17 protein-coding genes are annotated in these 19,556 nt (G+C 70.6%); 9 read left to right on the top strand and 8 right to left on the bottom strand.

Annotation, left to right across the window (positions count from 1 at the left end; translation table 11 throughout):
* Positions 1–46: 46 nt before the first annotated feature.
* Complete coding sequence (gene alc, locus ACZ9QC_RS07605; RefSeq protein ID WP_472919430.1) at positions 47–1,177, top strand: allantoicase; 1,131 nt, start codon at positions 47–49, stop codon at positions 1,175–1,177.
* A gap of 416 nt (positions 1,178–1,593) precedes the next feature.
* Here alc and ACZ9QC_RS07600 read toward each other — a convergent pair whose 3' ends face one another.
* The 3 genes from ACZ9QC_RS07600 to ACZ9QC_RS07590 all read right to left on the bottom strand — a co-directional run bounded on the left by ACZ9QC_RS07600 (position 1,594) and on the right by ACZ9QC_RS07590 (position 4,668).
* The gene (locus tag ACZ9QC_RS07600; protein WP_472919429.1) at positions 1,594–3,231 is read right to left on the bottom strand and encodes a thiamine pyrophosphate-dependent enzyme; all 1,638 of its coding nucleotides are present in this window, start codon (positions 3,229–3,231) and stop codon (positions 1,594–1,596) included.
* A 240-nt stretch (positions 3,232–3,471) separates the two neighbouring features.
* Positions 3,472–3,762: a hypothetical protein gene (locus ACZ9QC_RS07595; protein WP_472919428.1), complete on the bottom strand. Its 291-nt coding sequence runs from the start codon at positions 3,760–3,762 to the stop codon at positions 3,472–3,474.
* Positions 3,763–3,888: 126 nt separating this feature from the next.
* Positions 3,889–4,668, bottom strand: coding sequence for an IclR family transcriptional regulator (locus tag ACZ9QC_RS07590; RefSeq protein ID WP_472919427.1), 780 nt, complete (start codon positions 4,666–4,668; stop codon positions 3,889–3,891).
* A 191-nt stretch (positions 4,669–4,859) separates the two neighbouring features.
* Here ACZ9QC_RS07590 and ACZ9QC_RS07585 point away from each other — a divergent pair, with 191 nt between their 5' ends.
* A complete protein-coding gene (locus ACZ9QC_RS07585) occupies positions 4,860–6,071 on the top strand; it encodes an FAD-dependent monooxygenase (protein WP_472919426.1) in 1,212 nt (403 codons plus the stop codon).
* Between the two features lie 440 nt (positions 6,072–6,511).
* On the opposite strand, the gene ACZ9QC_RS07580 is transcribed toward ACZ9QC_RS07585, so the two are convergent.
* Positions 6,512–7,423: a LysR family transcriptional regulator gene (locus tag ACZ9QC_RS07580; protein ID WP_472919425.1), complete on the bottom strand. Its 912-nt coding sequence runs from the start codon at positions 7,421–7,423 to the stop codon at positions 6,512–6,514.
* A gap of 206 nt (positions 7,424–7,629) precedes the next feature.
* Here ACZ9QC_RS07580 and ACZ9QC_RS07575 point away from each other — a divergent pair, with 206 nt between their 5' ends.
* The gene (locus ACZ9QC_RS07575; RefSeq protein ID WP_472919424.1) at positions 7,630–9,165 is read left to right on the top strand and encodes a carotenoid oxygenase family protein; all 1,536 of its coding nucleotides are present in this window, start codon (positions 7,630–7,632) and stop codon (positions 9,163–9,165) included.
* Positions 9,166–9,173: 8 nt separating this feature from the next.
* A complete protein-coding gene (locus tag ACZ9QC_RS07570) occupies positions 9,174–9,833 on the top strand; it encodes an MBL fold metallo-hydrolase (RefSeq protein WP_472919423.1) in 660 nt (219 codons plus the stop codon).
* A 363-nt stretch (positions 9,834–10,196) separates the two neighbouring features.
* On the opposite strand, the gene ACZ9QC_RS07565 is transcribed toward ACZ9QC_RS07570, so the two are convergent.
* On the bottom strand, positions 10,197–10,844 hold the full coding sequence (locus ACZ9QC_RS07565) for a TetR/AcrR family transcriptional regulator (protein ID WP_472919422.1): 648 nt from the start codon (positions 10,842–10,844) through the stop codon (positions 10,197–10,199).
* Positions 10,845–11,030: 186 nt separating this feature from the next.
* On the opposite strand from ACZ9QC_RS07565, the gene mhpA reads away from it, so the two are divergent.
* Genes mhpA through ACZ9QC_RS07545 form a run of 4 tightly spaced genes read left to right on the top strand, consistent with a single transcriptional unit; the run spans position 11,031 to position 15,605 of the window.
* Complete coding sequence (mhpA, locus tag ACZ9QC_RS07560; protein ID WP_472919421.1) at positions 11,031–12,587, top strand: bifunctional 3-(3-hydroxy-phenyl)propionate/3-hydroxycinnamic acid hydroxylase MhpA; 1,557 nt, start codon at positions 11,031–11,033, stop codon at positions 12,585–12,587.
* A complete protein-coding gene (locus tag ACZ9QC_RS07555; RefSeq protein WP_472919420.1) occupies positions 12,584–13,678 on the top strand; it encodes an alpha/beta hydrolase family protein in 1,095 nt (364 codons plus the stop codon). Before mhpA ends, ACZ9QC_RS07555 begins: the two co-directional genes overlap by 4 nt.
* Before the next feature lie 8 nt (positions 13,679–13,686).
* On the top strand, positions 13,687–14,556 hold the full coding sequence (locus ACZ9QC_RS07550; RefSeq protein ID WP_472919419.1) for a dioxygenase family protein: 870 nt from the start codon (positions 13,687–13,689) through the stop codon (positions 14,554–14,556).
* The gene (locus ACZ9QC_RS07545; protein WP_472919418.1) at positions 14,553–15,605 is read left to right on the top strand and encodes a maleylacetate reductase; all 1,053 of its coding nucleotides are present in this window, start codon (positions 14,553–14,555) and stop codon (positions 15,603–15,605) included. The genes ACZ9QC_RS07550 and ACZ9QC_RS07545 overlap by 4 nt, the downstream gene beginning before the upstream one ends.
* A 106-nt stretch (positions 15,606–15,711) precedes the next feature.
* Here ACZ9QC_RS07545 and ACZ9QC_RS07540 read toward each other — a convergent pair whose 3' ends face one another.
* Positions 15,712–16,368, bottom strand: coding sequence for a TetR/AcrR family transcriptional regulator (locus ACZ9QC_RS07540; RefSeq protein ID WP_472919417.1), 657 nt, complete (start codon positions 16,366–16,368; stop codon positions 15,712–15,714).
* Positions 16,369–16,490: 122 nt separating this feature from the next.
* On the opposite strand from ACZ9QC_RS07540, the gene ACZ9QC_RS07535 reads away from it, so the two are divergent.
* Positions 16,491–17,693 carry an FAD-dependent oxidoreductase gene (locus ACZ9QC_RS07535; protein ID WP_472919416.1) on the top strand — a complete coding sequence of 401 codons (1,203 nt, stop codon included), beginning with the start codon at positions 16,491–16,493 and terminating at the stop codon, positions 17,691–17,693.
* A 429-nt stretch (positions 17,694–18,122) separates the two neighbouring features.
* Here the strand turns inward: ACZ9QC_RS07535 and ACZ9QC_RS07530 are convergent, their stop codons facing one another.
* Together ACZ9QC_RS07530 and ACZ9QC_RS07525 are read right to left on the bottom strand one after the other, a co-directional pair.
* Entirely contained in the window at positions 18,123–18,773 is a 651-nt protein-coding gene (locus tag ACZ9QC_RS07530) for a CoA transferase subunit B (RefSeq protein WP_472919415.1), read from the bottom strand.
* The gene (locus ACZ9QC_RS07525) at positions 18,773–19,528 is read right to left on the bottom strand and encodes a CoA transferase subunit A (protein ID WP_472919414.1); all 756 of its coding nucleotides are present in this window, start codon (positions 19,526–19,528) and stop codon (positions 18,773–18,775) included. The genes ACZ9QC_RS07530 and ACZ9QC_RS07525 overlap by 1 nt, the downstream gene beginning before the upstream one ends.
* Positions 19,529–19,556 lie beyond the last annotated feature (28 nt).

Raw genomic sequence — 19,556 nt, 5'->3', positions numbered from 1 at the left:
CCCCCGCACCCGCGGCGGCCACCACCGAAAGGCAGACCTGATCATCGTGACGGCGCAGCACCACACCCCGCTCGCGGGCTTCACCGGCGACGCGCACCCCTACGTCGGCGGCGACCCGTACGCGGACTACCGCACCGCCGACTTCCCCTTCACCCAGTACGCCGACCTCGCCGACCGCAGGCTCGGCGCGGGTGTGATCGCCGCCAACGACGAGTTCTTCGCCCACCGGGAGAACCTGCTGGTGCCCGAGCGCGCCGAGTTCGACCCCGAGCACTTCGGGCACAAGGGCAAGGTCATGGACGGCTGGGAGACGCGCCGCCGCCGGGGTGCCTCCGCCGAGCACCCCTGGCCGACGGCCGAGGACCACGACTGGGCGCTGATCCGCCTCGGCGCGCCCGGTGTGATCCGGGGGATCGTCGTCGACACGGCCCACTTCCGCGGCAACTACCCGCAGGCGGTGTCCGTCGAGGGCGCCTGCGTGGCCGGTTCCCCGTCGCCGGAGGAACTGCTCGCCGACGACGTGAAGTGGACGACGCTCGTCCCGCGCACCCCGGTCGGCGGCCACGCCGCCAACGGCTTCGCCGTCTCCGTCGAGCAGCGCTTCACCCACCTCCGCCTGAACCAGCACCCCGACGGCGGCATCGCCCGCCTCCGGGTCCACGGCGAGGTCGTACCGGACCCGGCCTGGCTCGCGGCTCTCGGCACGTTCGACGTGGTCGCCCTGGAGAACGGCGGCCGGGCCGAGGACGCCTCCAACCTCTTCTACTCGCCCGCCACCAACACCATCCAGCCCGGCCGCGCCCGGGTGATGCACGAGTGCTGGGAGACCCGGCGCCGCCGCGACCAGGGCAACGACTGGATCCGCTACCGCCTGGCCGCCCAGGCCGAGATCCGCGCCCTGGAGATCGACACGGCGTACCTCAAGGGCAACGCGGCCGGCTGGGCCACGGTCTCGGTGAAGGACGGGGACGACGGCGAGTGGACGGAAATCCTCCCGCGCACCCGCCTCCAGCCCGACACCAACCACCGCTTCGTCCTCGCGGCCCCGGCCCTGGCCACGCACGCCCGCGTCGACATCTACCCCGACGGCGGCATCTCCCGCCTCCGCCTCTTCGGCTCCCTGACGGATCAGGGCAGCACCCACCTGTCGACCCGCCACCAGGAACTGGGCGGCTAGGGCCCACCCGCGGCCGGCGGTGTGAGGGCCACGGGCAGGTCTACCCCCACGTCAACATCACCGGCGCGGCCCCCGACGACGGCGCACTCGTCGACCTCATCGAGCCTATGGCGCCCACCGACGCGCTGTCCCGGCCGCTGCTGGTGACCAATCCGGTTGAGTTCTTCAGGTTCTGACACCATGACGCGTTTCACGGCTCGGTGGCCCGGCATCCCCAACGCCTTCCAGGACGCCGAGGATGGAGATCGCCCAGACCATGAGAGTCATCACGAGTCGGCGATCCGCTACGAGCGCAGACGTTCTCCGTCATCCGCGGGGAAGGCTGGCCGTCGCACCGTGTCGATGGCGGGCGCACGGCATCACCGGCGCGCTCTCGGCGCTGCCGGCGGATGCCGTGTGTCGGTCGCCGATCCGGCCTATCCGTAGGTGAGGTCGGCGGCCACGGCGATGTCGAGGACCAGCGGCGTGGTCCTCGTGGCGAGGCCCTGGAGGATCTCCGGGAGGGTGGAGGCGAGCTCCTCGTAGGAGTCGACCCGCAGAGCCGGGCAGCCCAGACCGGCGGCGATGTCGGAGATCCGCACCTCGGCGAAGGACGGCCATGGCGGTTTGCCCTGGCCGGACTGCTCCGCAAGCCGGTCCATGATGGCGTAGCCGCCGTTGGACAGCACCAGGAAGAGCACGCCGATCTCGTAATGGGCCGCACTCCACAGGCCCTGGATGCCGTACATCGAGGAGCCGTCGCCCAGCACCGCCACCACCGGCCGCTCGGGGGCACCCGACTTGAGCCCGATCGCGGCCGGCAGGCCGAAGCCCAGTCCGCCGGCGGCGGCGCTGACGAAACCGAGCGGAGCACGCGCGGGCACACGCCGGTGCAGCTCGGGACGGCTCGACGGCGACTCCTCGACGAGGATCGTGTCGGCCGGCAGGCTCGCGGCGAGCAGGTCGAACACGTGCCCAGGACGAATCGGCTCTCCACCGGTCGGCTCCGGCAGAGGGACCGCCGGGACACGGAACGCAGCAGGCGCGCCGGTCCGGCCTCCGATCCGCTCGACGAGTGCACGGCACGTCCCGGACACATCGGCGACCAGAGCGAGATCGGCGATGCTGTGGTGCGCCTCGTCGGCGTACGGCGTGACCTGGACGACTGTCGCGCCTTCGGGCACCAGGTCGCCGGGTTCGCAGGGGTACTGGCGCAGCACGGGTGCGCCGAGGACGAGGAGCAGATCGTGCTCGGCCAGTGCCGTCCGTACGCCCGATCGGCCGGGCGGAAGGTGTCCGGCGAAGGACGGATGGTCCTGCGGAAAACCTGCCCGTGCCCCGAACGGCTCCTGCCAGACGGGCGCCGCAAGCCGTTCCGCCAGAGCCGTCAGAGCGGCCCAGCTCGCGGCATCGTCGGCGGCCGCGCCGACGACCAGCGCCGGGTTGCGGGAGCCGTCGATCAGCTGTGCCAAGTCGTCGAGCTCGGCGCCCAGTGTGGCCGCGCCACGGCGCAGGTCGAGCGGCGCGGCGCCGCGGCGGCTTTCGGCGGGCTGAACCCAGTCGTCCATGGGGACCACGACGATGGCGGGCCCCGCGCCTGTGATCGCCTCGTGGTGCGCTCGGGCGATCGCGGCCGGTACGTCCTGTGCGCGCAGGGGGTTGCCGGTCCACACGGGATAGTCCCCGATGAGGCTTTCGAGCCGTCCGGCGAGGAAGGGGTCGTACGCGAGATGGCGCCGGTCCTGCTGTCCGACCACGACGACGAGCGGTGCCCGGTTGGTCCGTGCCGTGGCGAGAGCTCCGGCGGCGTTGGCGAGGCCGGCGGTGGTGTGGAGGTTCACGAAGGCCGGGCGGCCGGTGGCGATCGCCCATCCGGTGGCCGTACCGACCACGGAGCCCTCGTGGAGTGCCAGTCGGAATGCGATGTCGTCGGGCAGGCCGGTGAGGAACTGGATCTCGGTCGAACCCGGGTTGGCGAAGATGGTCGTCATCCCGAGGCGGCGCAGCACGTCGAAGACGGCGTCGCGCACGGTCTGAGATGAGGAGCCCGAAACGGTGCTGCCCTCGGTGGTCACGGTGTGTTTCTCCTTGCGAGTGGTCAGGTCGAGGGGTGGGAGAACGAGCGGCGCTCAGATCGGGTAGTGGCGCTCGCCGTTCGGCGGTGTCGGCGCGAGTGGCTGGGGACGGTTCGGCTCACGTGCGGCGCTGGAGGAGTTCACCGAACTGCGCTGGGTCACCCTCCAGTCCATCTGCGGCTCGTCGTGGACGGTGGCGCCGTTGATGTGGCAGATGCCGGAGCGGATACGGCGGGCGAGTCAGAGATCCCGCCCGCGAGCACCTGGGCGCCGTGCGCGACGGCGTCCTCGATCAGGGCGACCACATGGTCGCGCGCCCCGGCAGGCCGGCAGCGCGGCCGCGGCGGCGTCGACGGCGGTGTTCACGTCAGCGACGGTTGCCGCGGCCACGCGAGCGATCGGCTGCCCGGTGAGAGCCTCGTGCGTCTCGACGTACCGGCCGTCCTGTGCCGGCACGGACTTGCCGGCGATGAACAGGTCGGAGGTCGCGGCTTTTGACGGCTCGGCGGGCGCTGCTCCGGTGGTGGACATCAGGGGTGCTCCTCCGCGGCTCGGGGGCCCGAGTGCACGGCTGCTCCACGGGTTCCGCGGGAAGTATCCGAAGTCACCTACGGCGGGACAACGCGCCTGTTCGTTCAATGAACATCCGGTGGAGGCTCAGCCCTGGCGGACTTTGATCCCGGGCTGCCAGCCGAGCCTCCGCGAGATCGCCAGTCCGCTGGTGATCACTGAAGGGAGGACGGCTTGCGTCTGCACGGAGTTGCTGCGGACGACGACGGAGAGCGCGGCGACCACCCGGCCCTCGTGGTCCATGACCCGCGTCGCGATCGAATCCGCACCCTCGGTCAGCTCACCACGCACCAGCGAACTGCCCGTGCGCCGGCACTCGGCGAGCTCACGGCGAATCGCCTCCGGATCGGTGACCGTACGCGACGTGAACCGCTGCAACGGGCCTCCCAGCACCTCGTTCATCAGCTCGGTGCCACCGTGGCCGAGAAGGATCTTGCCCACCCCCGAGCAGTGCAGCGGCAGCCGACCGCCGACCCCGGAGACGAGATCGAGCGCCCGCGGCGCCGACAGCCGCTCGATGACGACGGCTTCCCTGCCTTCGAGGACGGCGAGCTGCACATGCTGATGCAGGGCGCTGTAGAGGTCTTCCATGTACGGCTGCGCCATCGTGCGCAGCGACTCGGTCAGTGGTGCCAGAGTGCCCAGCTGCCACAGCCGCAGGCCGATGACGAACCGTCCGTTCTCGCGCTGTTCCAGCGCGCCGGCGGCGGTGAGCTCCCGCACCAGCCGACGAGCGGTGGGGTGCGGCAGACCTGTCTTTCGTCCGAGCTCGGCCAGACTCAGCTCGCTCTGCCCGGCCTCGAAGGAGAACAGCAGGTCGAGCAGGCGGGAGCTCACGCTTCGCCCGGGTTCGCTCGTTCGGGGCATGGAGCCGTCACCTCCCCTCTCGTCGACGGGCAGGACCGACATGTTCGTTCAATGACTCATGATGCCCCCGACCTCACGGTTCTGGGCACCATGAGCGCGCCGGATGCCGCACGGCGCCGGAATGCCACCACCCACACCGTCCCGCCGACCGCGAAGCCATGAGACGGGCGATGAGAGCAGAGGGGCTTCTCATGACCACGCACGAGACCCGACCGAGGATCGCGATCCTGGGAGGCGGCATCGGCGGCCTCGCCGCGGCGGCGTTCCTGCACCGGGAAGGTCTGTCCAGCACGGTCTACGAACAGGCACCCCGGCTGGCAGAAGTCGGCGCCGGTCTGGTCGTAGCGCCCAACGCCGCACGCCAGTTGCGCAAGCTCGGCGTCCTCGACGAGTTGCGCAAGGGTGCTGTACAGCTCGTCGTGGGCTGGGAGTTCCGGCGCTGGCAGGACGGGACGGTCCTGTCCGCCGAAGACCTCGCCGCCTCCTGCGAGCGGCTCTACGGCGAGCAGACCTACACCGTCCACCGCGCCGACCTGCTGGCAGCGATCCAGTCCCGGGTACCGGCCACGAGCATCGAACTCGGACGCAAGTGCGTCGGCGTCGAACCCCGCGGCGACGCCCTTGAGATCGACTTCGCCGACGGCACCAGTGCCGAGGCCGACATCGTGATCGGTGCCGACGGTGTCCACTCCGTCGTACGGGGCTCCCTCTTCGGAACCTCACCCGCGACCTACTCCGGCATCTGCGCCTACCGCGCGCTCGTCCCCGCCGACCAGGCACCGGACTTCGCCCGCCGCGCCGCCCAGACTCTGTGGATCGGCCCAGGCCGTCACCTGGTGCACTACCCCATCTCCGGTGGGCGGCTCGTCAACCTCGTCGCCTTCGCGCCGGCCCGGGACTACACCGTGGAGTCCTGGACGGCCACGGCCACCGTCGGGGAGTTCCTCACCGAGTTCGACGGCTGGGACCCCCGTCTCGTCGACCTCATCCGTGCCTCCGGAACACCCGGCCGATGGGCCCTGCTGGACCGGGCGCCCCTGCTTCGGTGGACGGTCGGCGGGGCCACGCTGCTGGGCGACGCCGCCCACCCCATGTTCCCGTTCTTCGGGCAGGGCGCCGCCCAGGCGATCGAGGACGCCGCCGTCCTGGCCCGGTGCCTCGCGGACGGCATGGGCAACCCGACCGCCGCGCTGCGGCGCTACGAAGTGCTGCGCATCCCTCGCACCACCCGTCTCCAGACGGTCAGCCACGGCCGGTCGCACATCAACCATCTCGACGACGGACCCGAGCAGCGTGAACGCGACGCGCTCTACGCCCAGGAGGACCCCCTCGTCGCCAACGGATGGATCTACGGCTACGACCCGGACGCCGAGCTTGCCGCAGCGAGCGGCACTCAGGGCTGACGTGGGGAAGCCGAAGACCTCCCCGAGCTAGGACATGGCGAGGATGAGCAGCCTCGGCAGCACGATGCCGCTGCCGAGGCAGTTGATCACGGCACCGATGGTGAGGACGACGGGATCGGGGGCGAGCCGGCGGCTGCCGGGCGGTCGCGCAGGTGGCGCGGAGATCCGGCGCCTGCGCCGACCCGACAGCGGTGAGGGGGAGCGGCTCCGGCGCCGGGCTGAGACGACTATGGGCCGGCGGGCAGGTGCTGCCCAGGCCCTGTCCGATCGAGATCAAAGACGTGGATCATCTATGTCTCGGATGCCGCTACGTCCTGGATGCCCGCCCGCCCCGTCCGTCGTGGCCATGAGAGGGGCCCGCCCCGGCTCCGATCATCGGCGCAGGGCCGCCGCCGACGCCGCCTGGATTCGGACGTGCTGTTCTCGGCGCGTCCTTCGGGTCAGGTGCTGCCTCCTCCGGGCAGGAGGGCGAGTGCGAGCCGCAGGAAGGCCTGGGCCGCGGGGGAGGCCGGGGCGGGGTCGCGGTGCGCGAGGGCCAGTGGCTGGAGTGCCTGGGGATCGTCGAGGCGCAGGACGCAGTCGGCGTGGTCGGCGGGGACGATGGCGTCGGCCACCGGGCGGGGTACCACGGTCACTCCGATGCCCTCGATCGCCAGCGAGGTGAGATCTCCCGCGTTGCGCAACGCGCAGACACCCCTGCGGCGGGCCCGCGCGCGGTCGAACGCGGCGTCCACCTGTGCGCGCAGTCCCGTGTCCGGGCCGCATTCGAGGAAGCGCTCGTCGGCCAGCTTGCCCAGATCCGTGACGCCGGTCCCACGCAGCCGGTGCCGACGGCCCACCACGGCCACGAGAGGCACCAGGCGGAGCAGGTGGTACGCGATGCCCTGGGGCAACTGGTGCTCGTGCAGGGCGATCACGGCGACCTCGAGTTCGCCGGTCAGGAGCTGGGCGGCGGCCTCCACCCCGTCGGCGTCGGAGAGGATGACCTCGACCGCGGGGTGGGCCTCCTGGTACTCCCGCAACAGGCCGAGCTGGTCGATGTCGCCGGCCGTGAGCGTCACCGAGCCGACGCGCAGCCGTCCTCGCACGAGTCCGTCCAGCGAGGCGATGTCCGCGTGCATCTCCTGCACTGCCGTGAGCACCCGCCGTGCGCAGGCCACGAAGGTCTGTCCGGCCTGGGTCAGCCGGACGCTGCGGCTCGTTCGTTCGAACAGTTTGGTCCCGACCTCCCGTTCGAGCTGGGTGATCTGGTGGCTGAGCCCGGACTGCCCGATGCGGCAGCGCGCTGCGGCCCGGGTGAAGTTGAGCTCGTCGGCGATGGCCACCGCGTACTCCATCTGCCGCAGATCCATCGCAATCTCCGATCGTTTCGTGCGTGATTGAGTGTTGGACGTTGAAGGCGCGACCGAGACATCATGGCCAAGATGAGCTGCTGCGCTCATATCCACCAGTGCTTCCACCCGATTCCGCGATGCCTGAGCTCGCAGTGGGGCGCTGATGCTCAGGATCATCCATCACATTCTTCGCTTGATCAGACCTTGTCACAGGGAAGAGAGCCATGGCCACTGCAACGACGCAGCCCAGCGGAACGCCCGGACAACAGCCCGTGGGCACCCAACCGCCTCCGGAGATCATGCAGTTCCCGGACACGCCGAAATTCCGGGGGTTCTTCGCCCCGTCGCGGATCGAGGCGGAGGTCCACGACCTGGAGGTCGAGGGCCGCATCCCTCCCGAGCTGTCCGGCGCCTTCTACCGTGCCGCCGCGGACACCCAGTACCCGCCGCGGTTCGCCAATGACGTGTACATCAACGGCGACGGCATGATCCACATGGTTCGGTTCGAGAACGGCCACGCCGACCTGAAGACCAAGTACGTCCGCACCCGGCGCTTCGAGCTCGAACGCCAGGCTCGCCGGGCCCTGTTCGGGGCGTACCGCAACCCCTACACCGACGACCCGTCCGTGGCCGGCGTCGACGACGGCAACGCCAACACGTCGGTCATCTGGCACGCCGGCAAGCTGCTCGCGCTCAAGGAAGCGGCGCTCCCGTACGAGCTGGACCCGCTGACCCTGGAGACGAAGGGCGTCCACGACTTCTCCGGCCAGATCACCGGACGTACCTTCACCGCACACCCCAAGCACGATCCGCGCACGGGCGAACTGATCGCCTTCGCGTACAACGCCAGCGGGCTGCCGGACAAGCAGATCCACATCTACGAGATCTCGGCCTCCGGCAAGGTCACCCGCTCCCAGACCTTCGAGGTGCCGTACTCGTCGATGGTGCACGACTGGCTGGTCACCCGGGACCACTTGGTCTTCACGATCTCGCCCATGGTCGCCGATCCTGAGCAGCTGAAGAGGGAGGAGCAGTACTTCGTCTGGGACCCGAACCGGGAGACCTACGTCGCGATCATCCCTCGCGAGCAGGGCGTGAGCGGCATCAAGTGGTTCCGCAGCGAGCAGCTCATGGAGACGCACTCCCTCAACGCGTGGACCGACGGCGACACTCTGGTCGCCGACCACTTCGTCACCAAGTCCGGCTGGTTCTCCCAGTTCCCGAAGACGACCGTCGGCCTGCTGCCCGAGCAGCCGCCGTTCCTGCACCGCTGGACGTTCGACCTCACCCAGGGCGCCGCTCACTGGGACGACGCCAAGAACACCTACCGCAGCGAAAAGCTCATCGCCTCGCCCGGTGACATGCCCCGCGTGGACCCTCGTGTGCTGATGGAGAAGAACCGGCACGGGTGGATCGGCGGTATGCATCCCGACGAGCCGAAGTGCGAGGTCGGCCCGATGGGCCCGCCGTTCAACTCCCTCATCCACCGCGACGACGACACCGGTGAGACGACGCACTGGGCGCCCGGCGAGCACGCCGCGCCCGAGGAGCCGGTGTTCGTGCCGAAGTCGGCAGACGCCGCCGAAGGCGAGGGCTACCTGCTGTCGCTTGTCGGCCGCCGCGACCAGAACCGGCACGACCTGGTCATCCTCGACGCCCTCGACATCGCCGCCGGCCCCATCGCCACCGTGAAGATCCCCTTCCGGCTGCGCTACGGCTTCCACGGCACGTGGGTTCCCGACAACGAACTGCGAAAGTGAGCGGACAGATGCGACTCACCAGGTGTGGACACGCCTGTATCCGGCTGGAGCGGGACGGCGTGGTCATCGTCATCGATCCCGGTGTCTTCTCCGACCCCCGGGCACTGGAGGGTGCCGACGCGGTGCTCGTGACGCACGAGCACGAGGACCATTTCGCCGAGCCCGTGCTGCGCGCGGCGGCCGAGGCCGATCCCGCCCTGCGGATCTGGGCCGACCGTTCGGTGGCGGACCGGCTCGACGGGCTCGGCGCCGGCCGGGTCAGCGTGGTCGGTGACGGCGACGCCTTCGACATCGGGGGCATCGGCGTCGAGGTGCACGGGGAACTGCACGCCCCGACCCACCCGGACTTCCCTCAGGTCACCAACGTCGGCTTCCTGGTGGGGAACACGGAAACGGGCGGCACTGTCTTCCACCCGGGCGACGCGTTCACCGTGCCCACCCGCCCGGTGGACACGCTCCTGGTGCCGGTCCACGGGCCGTGGTCCAAGACCGGCGAAGTCGTCGACTACGTCCGCGAGATCAAACCCCGGCGCGCTCTGTCGATCCACGACGCCGGTCTCAGCGAGGTCGGGAACTCCCTGGTGAGCGGCCTGCTCAAGGCGGGTGTAGGGGACTTTGCCACCGGCTACGAGCCGGTGGAGGTCGGAACCGGGATCGAACTCACCTGATGGCTCCTTGACCCGCGGGCCGGAGAACTCCCAAGGCCCGCGACGCAGTAGCCAGGGATGGAGGGCCGCAGCGAGCTCGTGAGCTGGCTACGGGACCGCACTCGTGACGCCGAACCGGTCGAGTGCGGTCCGGGCCGGGCGCCGCGGACCGGCTGATGCGGTCGTGCAGCGCACGTCGTCGGCGAACAAGTCGACGCCGGAGGTGGAAGAGGACTGACCTGTCGGCACGAGGGCGTGGGAAGCGAAGAGAAGCGTACCTATGTGTGAGTCTGCACTCACACATGTGATGAGCATGAGCTCACAACCACTCGTGCCGCGTCAACACCTGTGTGCGCACCTGTGCGCAACGGCGAGCCGGTGGGGTCAGCGGCCGTCCGGGGTGCCGAGGAGGTAGGAGATGACCGCGGTCTGGAGGTGGCTGCGCAATTCGCCCCAGGGCAGCGGGCGGTCGGACTCCAGAAACTCGCCCTGCGTGATGCGGTGCGCGATCGTGGCAAAGACCAGGCGGAAAGCGAAGTCCAGCGCGGCCTCGGGATCCGGGTGCGCGACGGGGATGTGACGCAGCGCCTCGGCGAAGTTGCGGTTGCCCTCGACGCTGACGCGCGAGCCCTCGGCCCGTACCGCTTCATGACGGGTGCCGAGCAGCAGAAAGACGCGCAGCAGAGACTGATAGGCCTGGAAGACGTCGGTGATCGCTCCGACCGCCTCGGCGATCGCCACGGCCGGATCGCGCAGGAGGCGCAACCGCTCCGGGGACATGCGCTGGGTGATCTCGGCCTGGAGGTTCTCGGTGAAGGCGTGCTGGATGGCCAGCAGAAGTCCTTCCTTGTCCCCGAACCGGCGGTAGATGCTGCCGACCGCCATACCGGCCCGCTCGGCGACCGCGGCCACGGTCAGCGCCTCCACTCCGCCCTCTTCGAGCAGCGCGTACCCGGCCCGCATGAGGTCCTGCTGTGAACGGCGACTGCCTTCCCGGAGGGCGGCAGGCCGGCGGGTGGGGGACTCGGTCATCTGCGCAGTTTATCGACCGGGCCCTTGACGCCCGTGTTGCCGTTGTGTGAATCTCGCTTCACGCTCAAATGTGAATCTGAATTCACACGAAGGTGCGGCCCACATCTCATGGTCGAGCCGCACTCCACCTCTCCCTTCCCACCACGACCCCTCGCAACGGCGCGGGGCTGTCTCTGGAGGTGTCGGATGGCTCCGCACTATGACATCGCCGTCGTCGGCTATGGTCCGACCGGACTCGCTGCGGCCTCTCTGCTCGGGCGGCTCGGCCACCGGGTGGTGGTCTGCGAACGCTGGCCGGCCCTGTACGGGCTGCCCCGGCTCACCCACATCGACGACGAGACCGCACGCACCATCCAGGCGGCGGGCGATGCCGACGACGCACTGCGTGACTCGTCCCTGTGCGAGTACCTGTGGGTCAACGGAAAGGGCGAGACGCTGGTGCGCATCCCGGCGAACCCTGACGCCCCGATGGGATATCCGGACCACATGTCCATGTACCAGCCGGACGTGGAACAGGCGATCGACAAGCGGTTGCGCGGTTACGGCACGGTCGACGTCCGCCAGGGCTGGGCGGTCACCGGCCTCGACCAGGACGACGACGGCGTCACCCTGCGCCTGTGCGGCTGGAACACCGAGACGGTCCGTGCGGACGGTCCGGGCGACGAGGTCCGGGCCCGCTATGTGATAGCCGCCGACGGCAGCCGCAGCGGGGTGCGGGAGATGCTCGGAGTGGAGCGTGAGGACTTCGGCTTCAACGAGAGCTGGGTCAACATCGACACCGAGTGGCTGCGCCCGCAGCCACCGGAGTTCGCCCACGGCACCCAGTACTGCGATCCTGCGCGCGGGCACATGACGATCAACATCGGCACGACCCGCCAGCGCTTCGAGTTCGCCCTGCTGCCGGGCGAGACGCGTGAGGAGATGACCGCGCCGGAGACGGCCTGGCGGCTGCTGCGGCAGTATCACGACCTGGGGCCGGACGATGTACGGATCACCCGTCAGCTCGTCTACGGCTTCGAGGCCCGCATCGCCACCCGCTGGCGCACCGGCAGGGTCTTCCTGGCCGGCGACGCCGCCCACACCATGCCCCCCTACCTCGGACAGGGCGCGTGCAGCGGCATCCGCGACGCCACCAACCTCGCCTGGAAACTCCACCTCGTCCTCGGCGGGCCGGCGCCCGAGGCTCTGCTGGACACCTACGAGAGCGAGCGCCGCCCGCACGTCACCGCCCTCACCCGCATGGCGATCGGCCTCGGCGAGGTCGCCAACACCCACGACGTCGAGGCCGCGGCGGCCAGGGACGCCGCGTTCTTCGCGGGCAAGGTGCCCCCGCCGCCCCCGTTCCCGCCGCTGAGCGGCGGAGTGCTGCGCGAGGAAGCCGGCACACCGGTCGGCACCCTCACCCCGCAGGGCCGCATCCGTCTGGCCGACGGCCGCACCGGCCGCCTCGACGACCTCACCGGCTATGGCTTCACCCTGGTGGCCACCGAGGACCCGACCACCGCCCTCGGCCCGGAGCGCCTCGCCGTGCTGGAGCGCCTGGGCTGCGCCGTGGTCGCCCTCGACACCGTCGACGACCTCGACGGACGGCACCGGGAGTACCTCCAGCGGCTCGGCGCGGTCGCCTACCTGGCACGCCCCGACTTCGTGCTGTTCGGCACGGCGGCCGACAGTACGGACCTCGGCGGGCTCGTGGACGACCTGGACGACGCGCTGTCCGGCACGGCCAAGGCGGTCGTATGACGCCCGCGACCCCCGGAACAGCTGACCTGCCGCCGCTGGTGGCGGCCCAGCACCGGGCCATGCCCTTCACCCGGCTCACCGACTGCGGCATGGACCCGGCCGACGCCCGCCGCCTGCTCGCCGACACCGCGGCCGGGACGCCGTGGCAGGACGCCGCCGCGGCCCTCGCACAGACGCAGCTGGAACGGGCCCGCGTGTCGGAGGGGGCGGGACACCGCGCGACCGCCCGGCAGGCGTACCGGTACGCCTCCGCGGCCTGGATGTTCGCACAGATGGCCCACCAGACCGACACCGCGGAGAAACGGGATCTGTACGCCCGGCACATCGCCGCGACCGCCGCTCTCGCACCCGGCGTGGAGCGCGTGGAGATCACTCACCGCGACAGCGTCCTCGGTGGCTGGCTGTGTCTGCCGGAGGCCGCCACGCCCCGGGCCACCGTCATCGTCTGGGGCGGGCTCAGCGGCTGGGGCGCCGCGTACCTGCCCGTCGCCGACGCGTACACCGCACGCGGCCTGGCCTGCCTGCTCGCGGAGGGCCCCGGGCAGGGCGAGTCGCGGCTGCGCCACGGACTCTACGTCGACGAACGCGTCACCGACGGCTTCGCCCGCTTCATCGACCTGGTCGAGGCCGATCCCCGCCTCGGCGGCGCGATCGGAGTGCAGGGCATCAGCTTCGGCGGCCTGTTCGCCGCCCACCTGGCCGCCGCCGACCCGCGCGTCGGCGCGGTGGTCGTCAACGGCGCCCCGGCCGCTCCCACGGTCCCGGAATTCCGCACCGCCCGCGAACAGATGGCCGCCGTGGTCGGCACCGACGACCTCTGTCGGGTGACCGAGGTCATGGACGCCCTGCGCTTCGACCCGGACAAGCACCGCATCACCTGCCCGCTGCTCCTGCTGCACGGCGGCCAGGACCCCCTGGCCCGCTACGAGGACCAGGAGCCCTTCCTGCGTGCCGCCGACCCCGCCGCCGCCACCGTCCGCGTCTGGCCCGACGGCGAGCACACCCTCTACAACCACGCTGCGGAACGCGACGCGCTCACCGGCGACTGGTTCACCGACCATCTCACCCATCAGGGCACCCCGAAAGGTTAGGACCACCAGTGGACTTCACCGTCGAGACAGCCACCGACGCGGTGGTGGAGAGCTTCCGGGAGACCAAGGACCAGCGGCTGCGGCAGGTCATGGAGAGCCTGACCCGCCACCTCCACGACTTCGTCCGGGACATCGAACCCACGATCCAGGAGTGGGAGGCCGTGATCGGTTTCCTCACCGCGGTCGGCCACACGTGCGACGACACCCGCCAGGAGTTCGTCCTGCTCTCCGACATCCTGGGCGTCTCCATGCTCGTCGAGACGATCAACGGTGCCGAGGAGGGAACCGAGAGCACCGTCCTCGGCCCCTTCCACATGACCGAATCCCCCCGCCGCGAACTCGGCGACTCCATCGACCTCCTCGGCACCGGCCGTCCCTGCGTGGTCTCCGGCCGGGTGCTCGCCGCCGACGGAACGCCGCTTCGGGGCGCGGAACTCGACGTGTGGCAGTGCTCGCAGGACGGCTTCTACGACGTGCAGCAGCCCGACGTGCAGCCTCCGGGAAACGGGCGCGGCCTCTTCCGTACGGACGAGGACGGCCGCTACTGGTTCCGCACCGTCGTCCCCTCCCACTACCCGATCCCGACCGACGGCCCCGTAGGCCGCCTCCTCGAAGCCACCGGCAGGCACCCCTACCGGCCGGCCCACATCCACTTCATCGCCGGCGCCGAGCGTCACCGGCCGGTCACCACGCACGCATTCGTCGCGGGCAGCCCCTACGTCGACTCGGACGCCGTCTTCGCCGTCAAGCGGGGCCTGATCACCGACTTCACCGAGTCCCACGACGAGCAGGACGCCGAACGCTTCGGCGTGACCACGCCCTTCATCCACGCCGGGTTCGACATCGTGCTGGCGCCGGAGGCGAAGGCGACACGATGACCTTCACCTACGAGGCGCTGCCCATGCGGCTGGTCTTCGGCCCCGGCAGTCTGCGCCAACTGCCCCAAGAAGCAGACCGTTTGGGCCTGCGCCGACTGCTGGTGCTGTCCACTCCCGGTCAGCGCGCTCTCGCCGAGCACGCGGCCACCCTGCTGGGCGACGCATGCGTGGGTCTCTTCACCGAAGCCAGGACGCACGTGCCGGTCCCCGTCGCCGAAGCGGCTCGCGCGGCCGCCCGCGAGGCCGGCGCGGACGGTTGCCTGGCCATCGGCGGCGGTTCCACCGTCGGCCTGGGCAAGGCGATCGCCCTGACCTCCGGCCTGCCCGTGATCAGCGTGCCCACCACCTACGCCGGCTCGGAGATGACCACCGTCTGGGGACTCACCGAGAACGGCCGCAAGCGCACTGGCCGCGACCGGGCCGTCCTGCCGCGCAGCGTGGTCTACGACCCCGAACTCACCGTCGGCCTCCCCGTGGACGTGTCGGTGACCAGCGGCTTCAACGCCATCGCTCACGCCGTGGAGGCCCTGTACGCGCCCGACGCCTCGCCGATCGTGTCCCTCATGGCCGAGGAAGGGGTGCGCTCACTGGCCGCGTCCCTGCCGCTCATCGCCGCCGACCCCGGCGACGCGGCGGCCCGCACCGACGCGCTGCGCGGGGCGTGGCTGTGCGGGGCATGCCTGGGAGCCACCACCATGTCCCTGCACCACAAGCTCTGCCACATCCTCGGCGGCACCTTCGACCTGCCCCACGCCGCCGCCCACACGGTCCTGCTCCCCTACGTCGCCGCCTTCAACCTCCCCGCCGCACCGGCCGCCGATCAGGCCCTGCGCCGCGCGCTGGCCACGGCCGACGTACCGAAGCAGCTCGCGCACGCATCCGCCGACCTCGGCGCTCCACGCTCACTGACCGAACTCGGCCTGGGGGAGCGCGACGTCGACGAGATCATCGCCCAGGCACAGGCCCAGCCCTACGCCAACCCACGACCGGTCACCGAAAAAGCCCTCCGCTCGCTCCTCACCCGGGCCCTGAAAGGAACCCTCGCCTGATCAAGCCGTTGGCCGCCGTACCGCGGCGCCCCGGTACGACGCAGACCGACCCGCGACGGAGCGTGCGACAGCGGTGCCGCAGATGAGAGGTTCGGGCCGAACGCCGTCAGGCGGACAGCAGGTAGCGCACCGCTGTCTCCGCCAGATCGGCGGTGAACGCGTCGTCCTTGACAGGTACCGGCCTGGCGAATCCCGGACCGTAGGCAACCCGGATGACTGAGGCGGCGAAGACGGTGCTGAAGCAGGAGCGGACCGCGGTATCGACGTCGGGGAGCGTGATGGCGTCCGCCGCGCGAAGGATCACCTTGGCGAATCCGTTCCCGAGCTCCTGGCTGTAGCGGGAACCCCGGCGGCGGATCTCGGGATGTGACGCCGACGTCAGGACGACGGCCCGCAGGAACCGTTCGTGACGCAGGAACATGCCGACCGTTTCGTCCACCGCACCGCGGACGAGTTCGGCCGCGGACAGGTCTGCCCATCGGCTGTCGTCGGCGAAGACCTGCTGCTCCGCGCGCAGGCGCTGCATGCCGTGCTCGTAGACGGCGAGGAAGAGGGCGTCCTTGCTGGTGGTGCGGGCATAGATCGCCGGCGGCGCGACCCCGGCCCGCTCGCACACGGCGGCGATGGTGAACGCCTCGTGCCCGCCGTCCTCCAGGATCGACACTCCGGCATCGAGCACCCGGTTCCACGCCTCGCGGCTGCGCCGCTGCTTGGGCGGCCGGATCTCCAGGTCGGCCGCCCGTGCTGCTCGGGCCTCGCCCATGATCTCAGCCTCTCGTTCCCCCGGTGCGTGCACAGGTCTTGACTGAACCGTAGTCCACACTACAGTCTGCGGCTAACAGTAGCGCCCGTTACTGTTTTCCTCCCGATGACGCGAGGTGCTCCATGCCCGTGCCGAACAACTCCGGCGGCCGTGTCGCCGTCCTCGGCGCCGGTCCGGCCGGTATGGCCGCGGCCCTGTCCATAGCCCAGGCCGGTCACGAGGTCACCCTCTATGAGCGCTACCGCGAGGCGCGGCCGGCCGGCAACATCCTCAACCTGTGGCCGCCGCCCCTGAAGGCGCTCCGTGCGCTCGGGGTGGACACCGAAGACCTCGGCTCCCCCACGGACACCGAGTTCCGCAACCTCCGCGGTCACGTCCGCGTACACGTCAGACAGGACCCGGAGACCAAGCGCGCCTACGGCGGCGGGTTCATCGGACTGCTGCGGCCCGAACTGTACGAGCGGATGCTCGCCGCCATCCCGCCGGACACCCTCCGGTTCAACCAGCACGTGACGCACATCGAGCAGGACGACCACGCGGTCACTCTGCACTTCGCCGACGGCACCGCGGCCGAGCACGACCTCCTGGTCGGCGCCGACGGCATCGACTCGCTGGTACGGCGCACCCTGTGGGGCGACGCACCCAAGCGCGAGCACCGGCTGCACATCTTCGGCGGATTCACCTTCGCCGACGTCCCCGGCACCGAGCCGAACATGTGCGTGGTGACGCACAGCAGGACGGTGCAGGGAAGCTGGACATCGATCCGGCACAAGGGCCGCGACGGCTTCCAGTGGTGGGTACTCACCGCCGCCGACCCCGACGCCCCGGCACCGTCCGACCTCAAGGCCGCAGCCACCGTACTGGGCGCGGAGTTCCCCGCGCCCCTTCCCGGGCCGATCGCCCGGACAGAGCCGGACAACGTCCAACGCTGGGTGCTGCGCGACCGGCCCCGCCTGAAGCAGTGGTCCCAGGGACGGGCCACCCTCGTGGGCGACGCCGCACACCCGACCTCGCCCTACGCCGCCTACGGTGCGGGCATGTCCATCGAGGACGGCTACTTCCTCGGCCGGGCCCTGCGCGACGTCGACCTCACCGACCTCACCGCCCTGCAGCGTGCGCTGCAAAGCTACGAGGACCCGCGCAAGCCCCACACCGCCCGGCAGGTCCAGCAGGCATGGATGCTCGGCAAGGTCTTCCACCACACACCGGCACCACTGCGGCCCGTCCGGGACTTCGTCTTCGACCACACCCCGCTGCTGCAGAAGGTCGCAGGCGACACCAACCCCCGCGAGATCCGGAAGCAGCTGGCCCTCATCCAAGACTGACGCCGAGGGCGCCCAGTTGTGGCTGACGGAGAACATTGGCGAGTGCTGACGTGGCCCCTCACCCACCAAGGCCCTCCTGGTTACGGCCACGGCGGCATGAGCGCCATACTCCTCGGCTGGTGGGGGAGGAGCCGCCCAGCGCGGCGGCGAGCACTCTGGTCGGCGACCGGGCGATACGGAAGGCCGCTTGGCCGATCGACTTGGTGGTAGGACAAGGTCGATGTCATGTGCCCATGGCTCACGTCGGCTGAACTCGGCGGCGTGGCCCAGGCGACGGTGCACTACACCTTCGGGCAGAACTTGTAGCCGTCCGGGTGGGTCCAGATCCGTGGTGGCCGGCCGAGTTCGGCGATGACGCCGCGCGGGCAGGCCAGTCCCGCGCGGGTCTGGTGGGGCGGGAGTTCACCGGATTCGGCGGCTCGTTCGTCGTCAACAAGCAGCCGACAGGCTGTCGAGGCGCAAGGGGGCACCGGTGCGCGCTGCGACGTGGTCCACGGTGACGCCGGGCGCGGTTTCGACGAGGGCGAGACCGGCGTCGGTGATGTCGAGGACGCCGAGGTCGGTGATGACGCGGTGGACGCAGGCCTCGCCGGTGAGGGGGAGGGTGCACTCCTTGAGGATCTTCGGGGTGCCGTCCTTGGCGGTGTGCTCCATCAGGACGATGACGCGGCGGGCGCCGTGGACGAGGTCCATGGCGCCGCCCATGCCCTTGACCATCTTTCCGGGGATCATCCAGTTGGCGAGGTCGCCGCGTTCCGAGACCTGCATGGCGCCGAGTACGGCGGTGTCGATGTGGCCGCCGCGGATCATGCCGAAGGACAGGGCCGAGTCGAAGAAGGAGGCGCCCGGCAGCACGGTGACGGTTTCCTTGCCTGCGTTGATCAGGTCGGGGTCGACCTCGTCGTCAGTCGGGTAGGGGCCGGTGCCGAGGATGCCGTTCTCGGAGTGCAGGACGACGTGCACGCCGGGCGGGAGGTGGCCGGGGATGAGGGTGGGCAGTCCGATGCCGAGGTTGACGTAGGAGCCGTCGGTGAGTTCGGCGGCGGCGCGGGCGGCCATCTGGTCGCGGGTCCAGGGCATCAGGAACGTACCGTCCTCTTCTCGATGTGCTTGTCGGCTGTTTGCGCCGGCGTCAACTCCACGATCCGCTGTACGAAGACACCGGGCAGGTGGACCATGTCGGGGGCGAGTTCGCCGGGTTCGACCAGTTCCTCGACCTCGGCGACGGTGACGCGGCCGGCCATCGCGGCGAGCGGGTTGAAGTTGGCGGCGGCGCGGCGGAAGACCAGGTTCCCGTGGCGGTCGCCACGCCAAGCCCGTACGAGGGCGAAGTCGGTGGTGATGCCGTGCTCCAGAACGTACGCGCGGCCGCCGAACTCGCGGATCTCCTTGGGCGGGGAGGCGACGGCGACGGAGCCGTCGGGGGCGTACCGCCAGGGCAGTCCGCCGCGTGCGACCTGGGTTCCCACGCCTGCCGGGGTGTAGAAGGCGGGAATCCCGGCCCCGCCGGCTCGCAGGCGTTCGGCGAGGGTGCCCTGGGGCGTCAGCTCCACCTCCAGCTCCCCGCTCAGGTACTGGCGGGCGAACTCCTTGTTCTCACCCACGTACGAGCTGGTGACCCGGCTGATGCGACCGGAAGCGAGCAGCACGCCCAGCCCCCGCCCATCGACACCGCAGTTGTTGGAGACGACCCGCAGGCCCGACGTGCCCTGCGCATGGAGGGCCTCGATGAGGGCGCCGGGTATGCCGGAGAGGCCGAATCCCCCGACGGCGAGCGAAGCGCCGTCAGGAATGTCGCCGATCGCCTCGGCGGCGCTGGCGATGACCTTGTCCACGGTGTTGCCTGTTCCTTTCGGTGGGGAG

Source organism: Streptomyces sp. HUAS MS02 (assembly GCF_055702265.1).
Note: the sequence above shows the minus strand (reverse complement) of the source record. Positions and strands in the feature narration are given on the sequence as shown.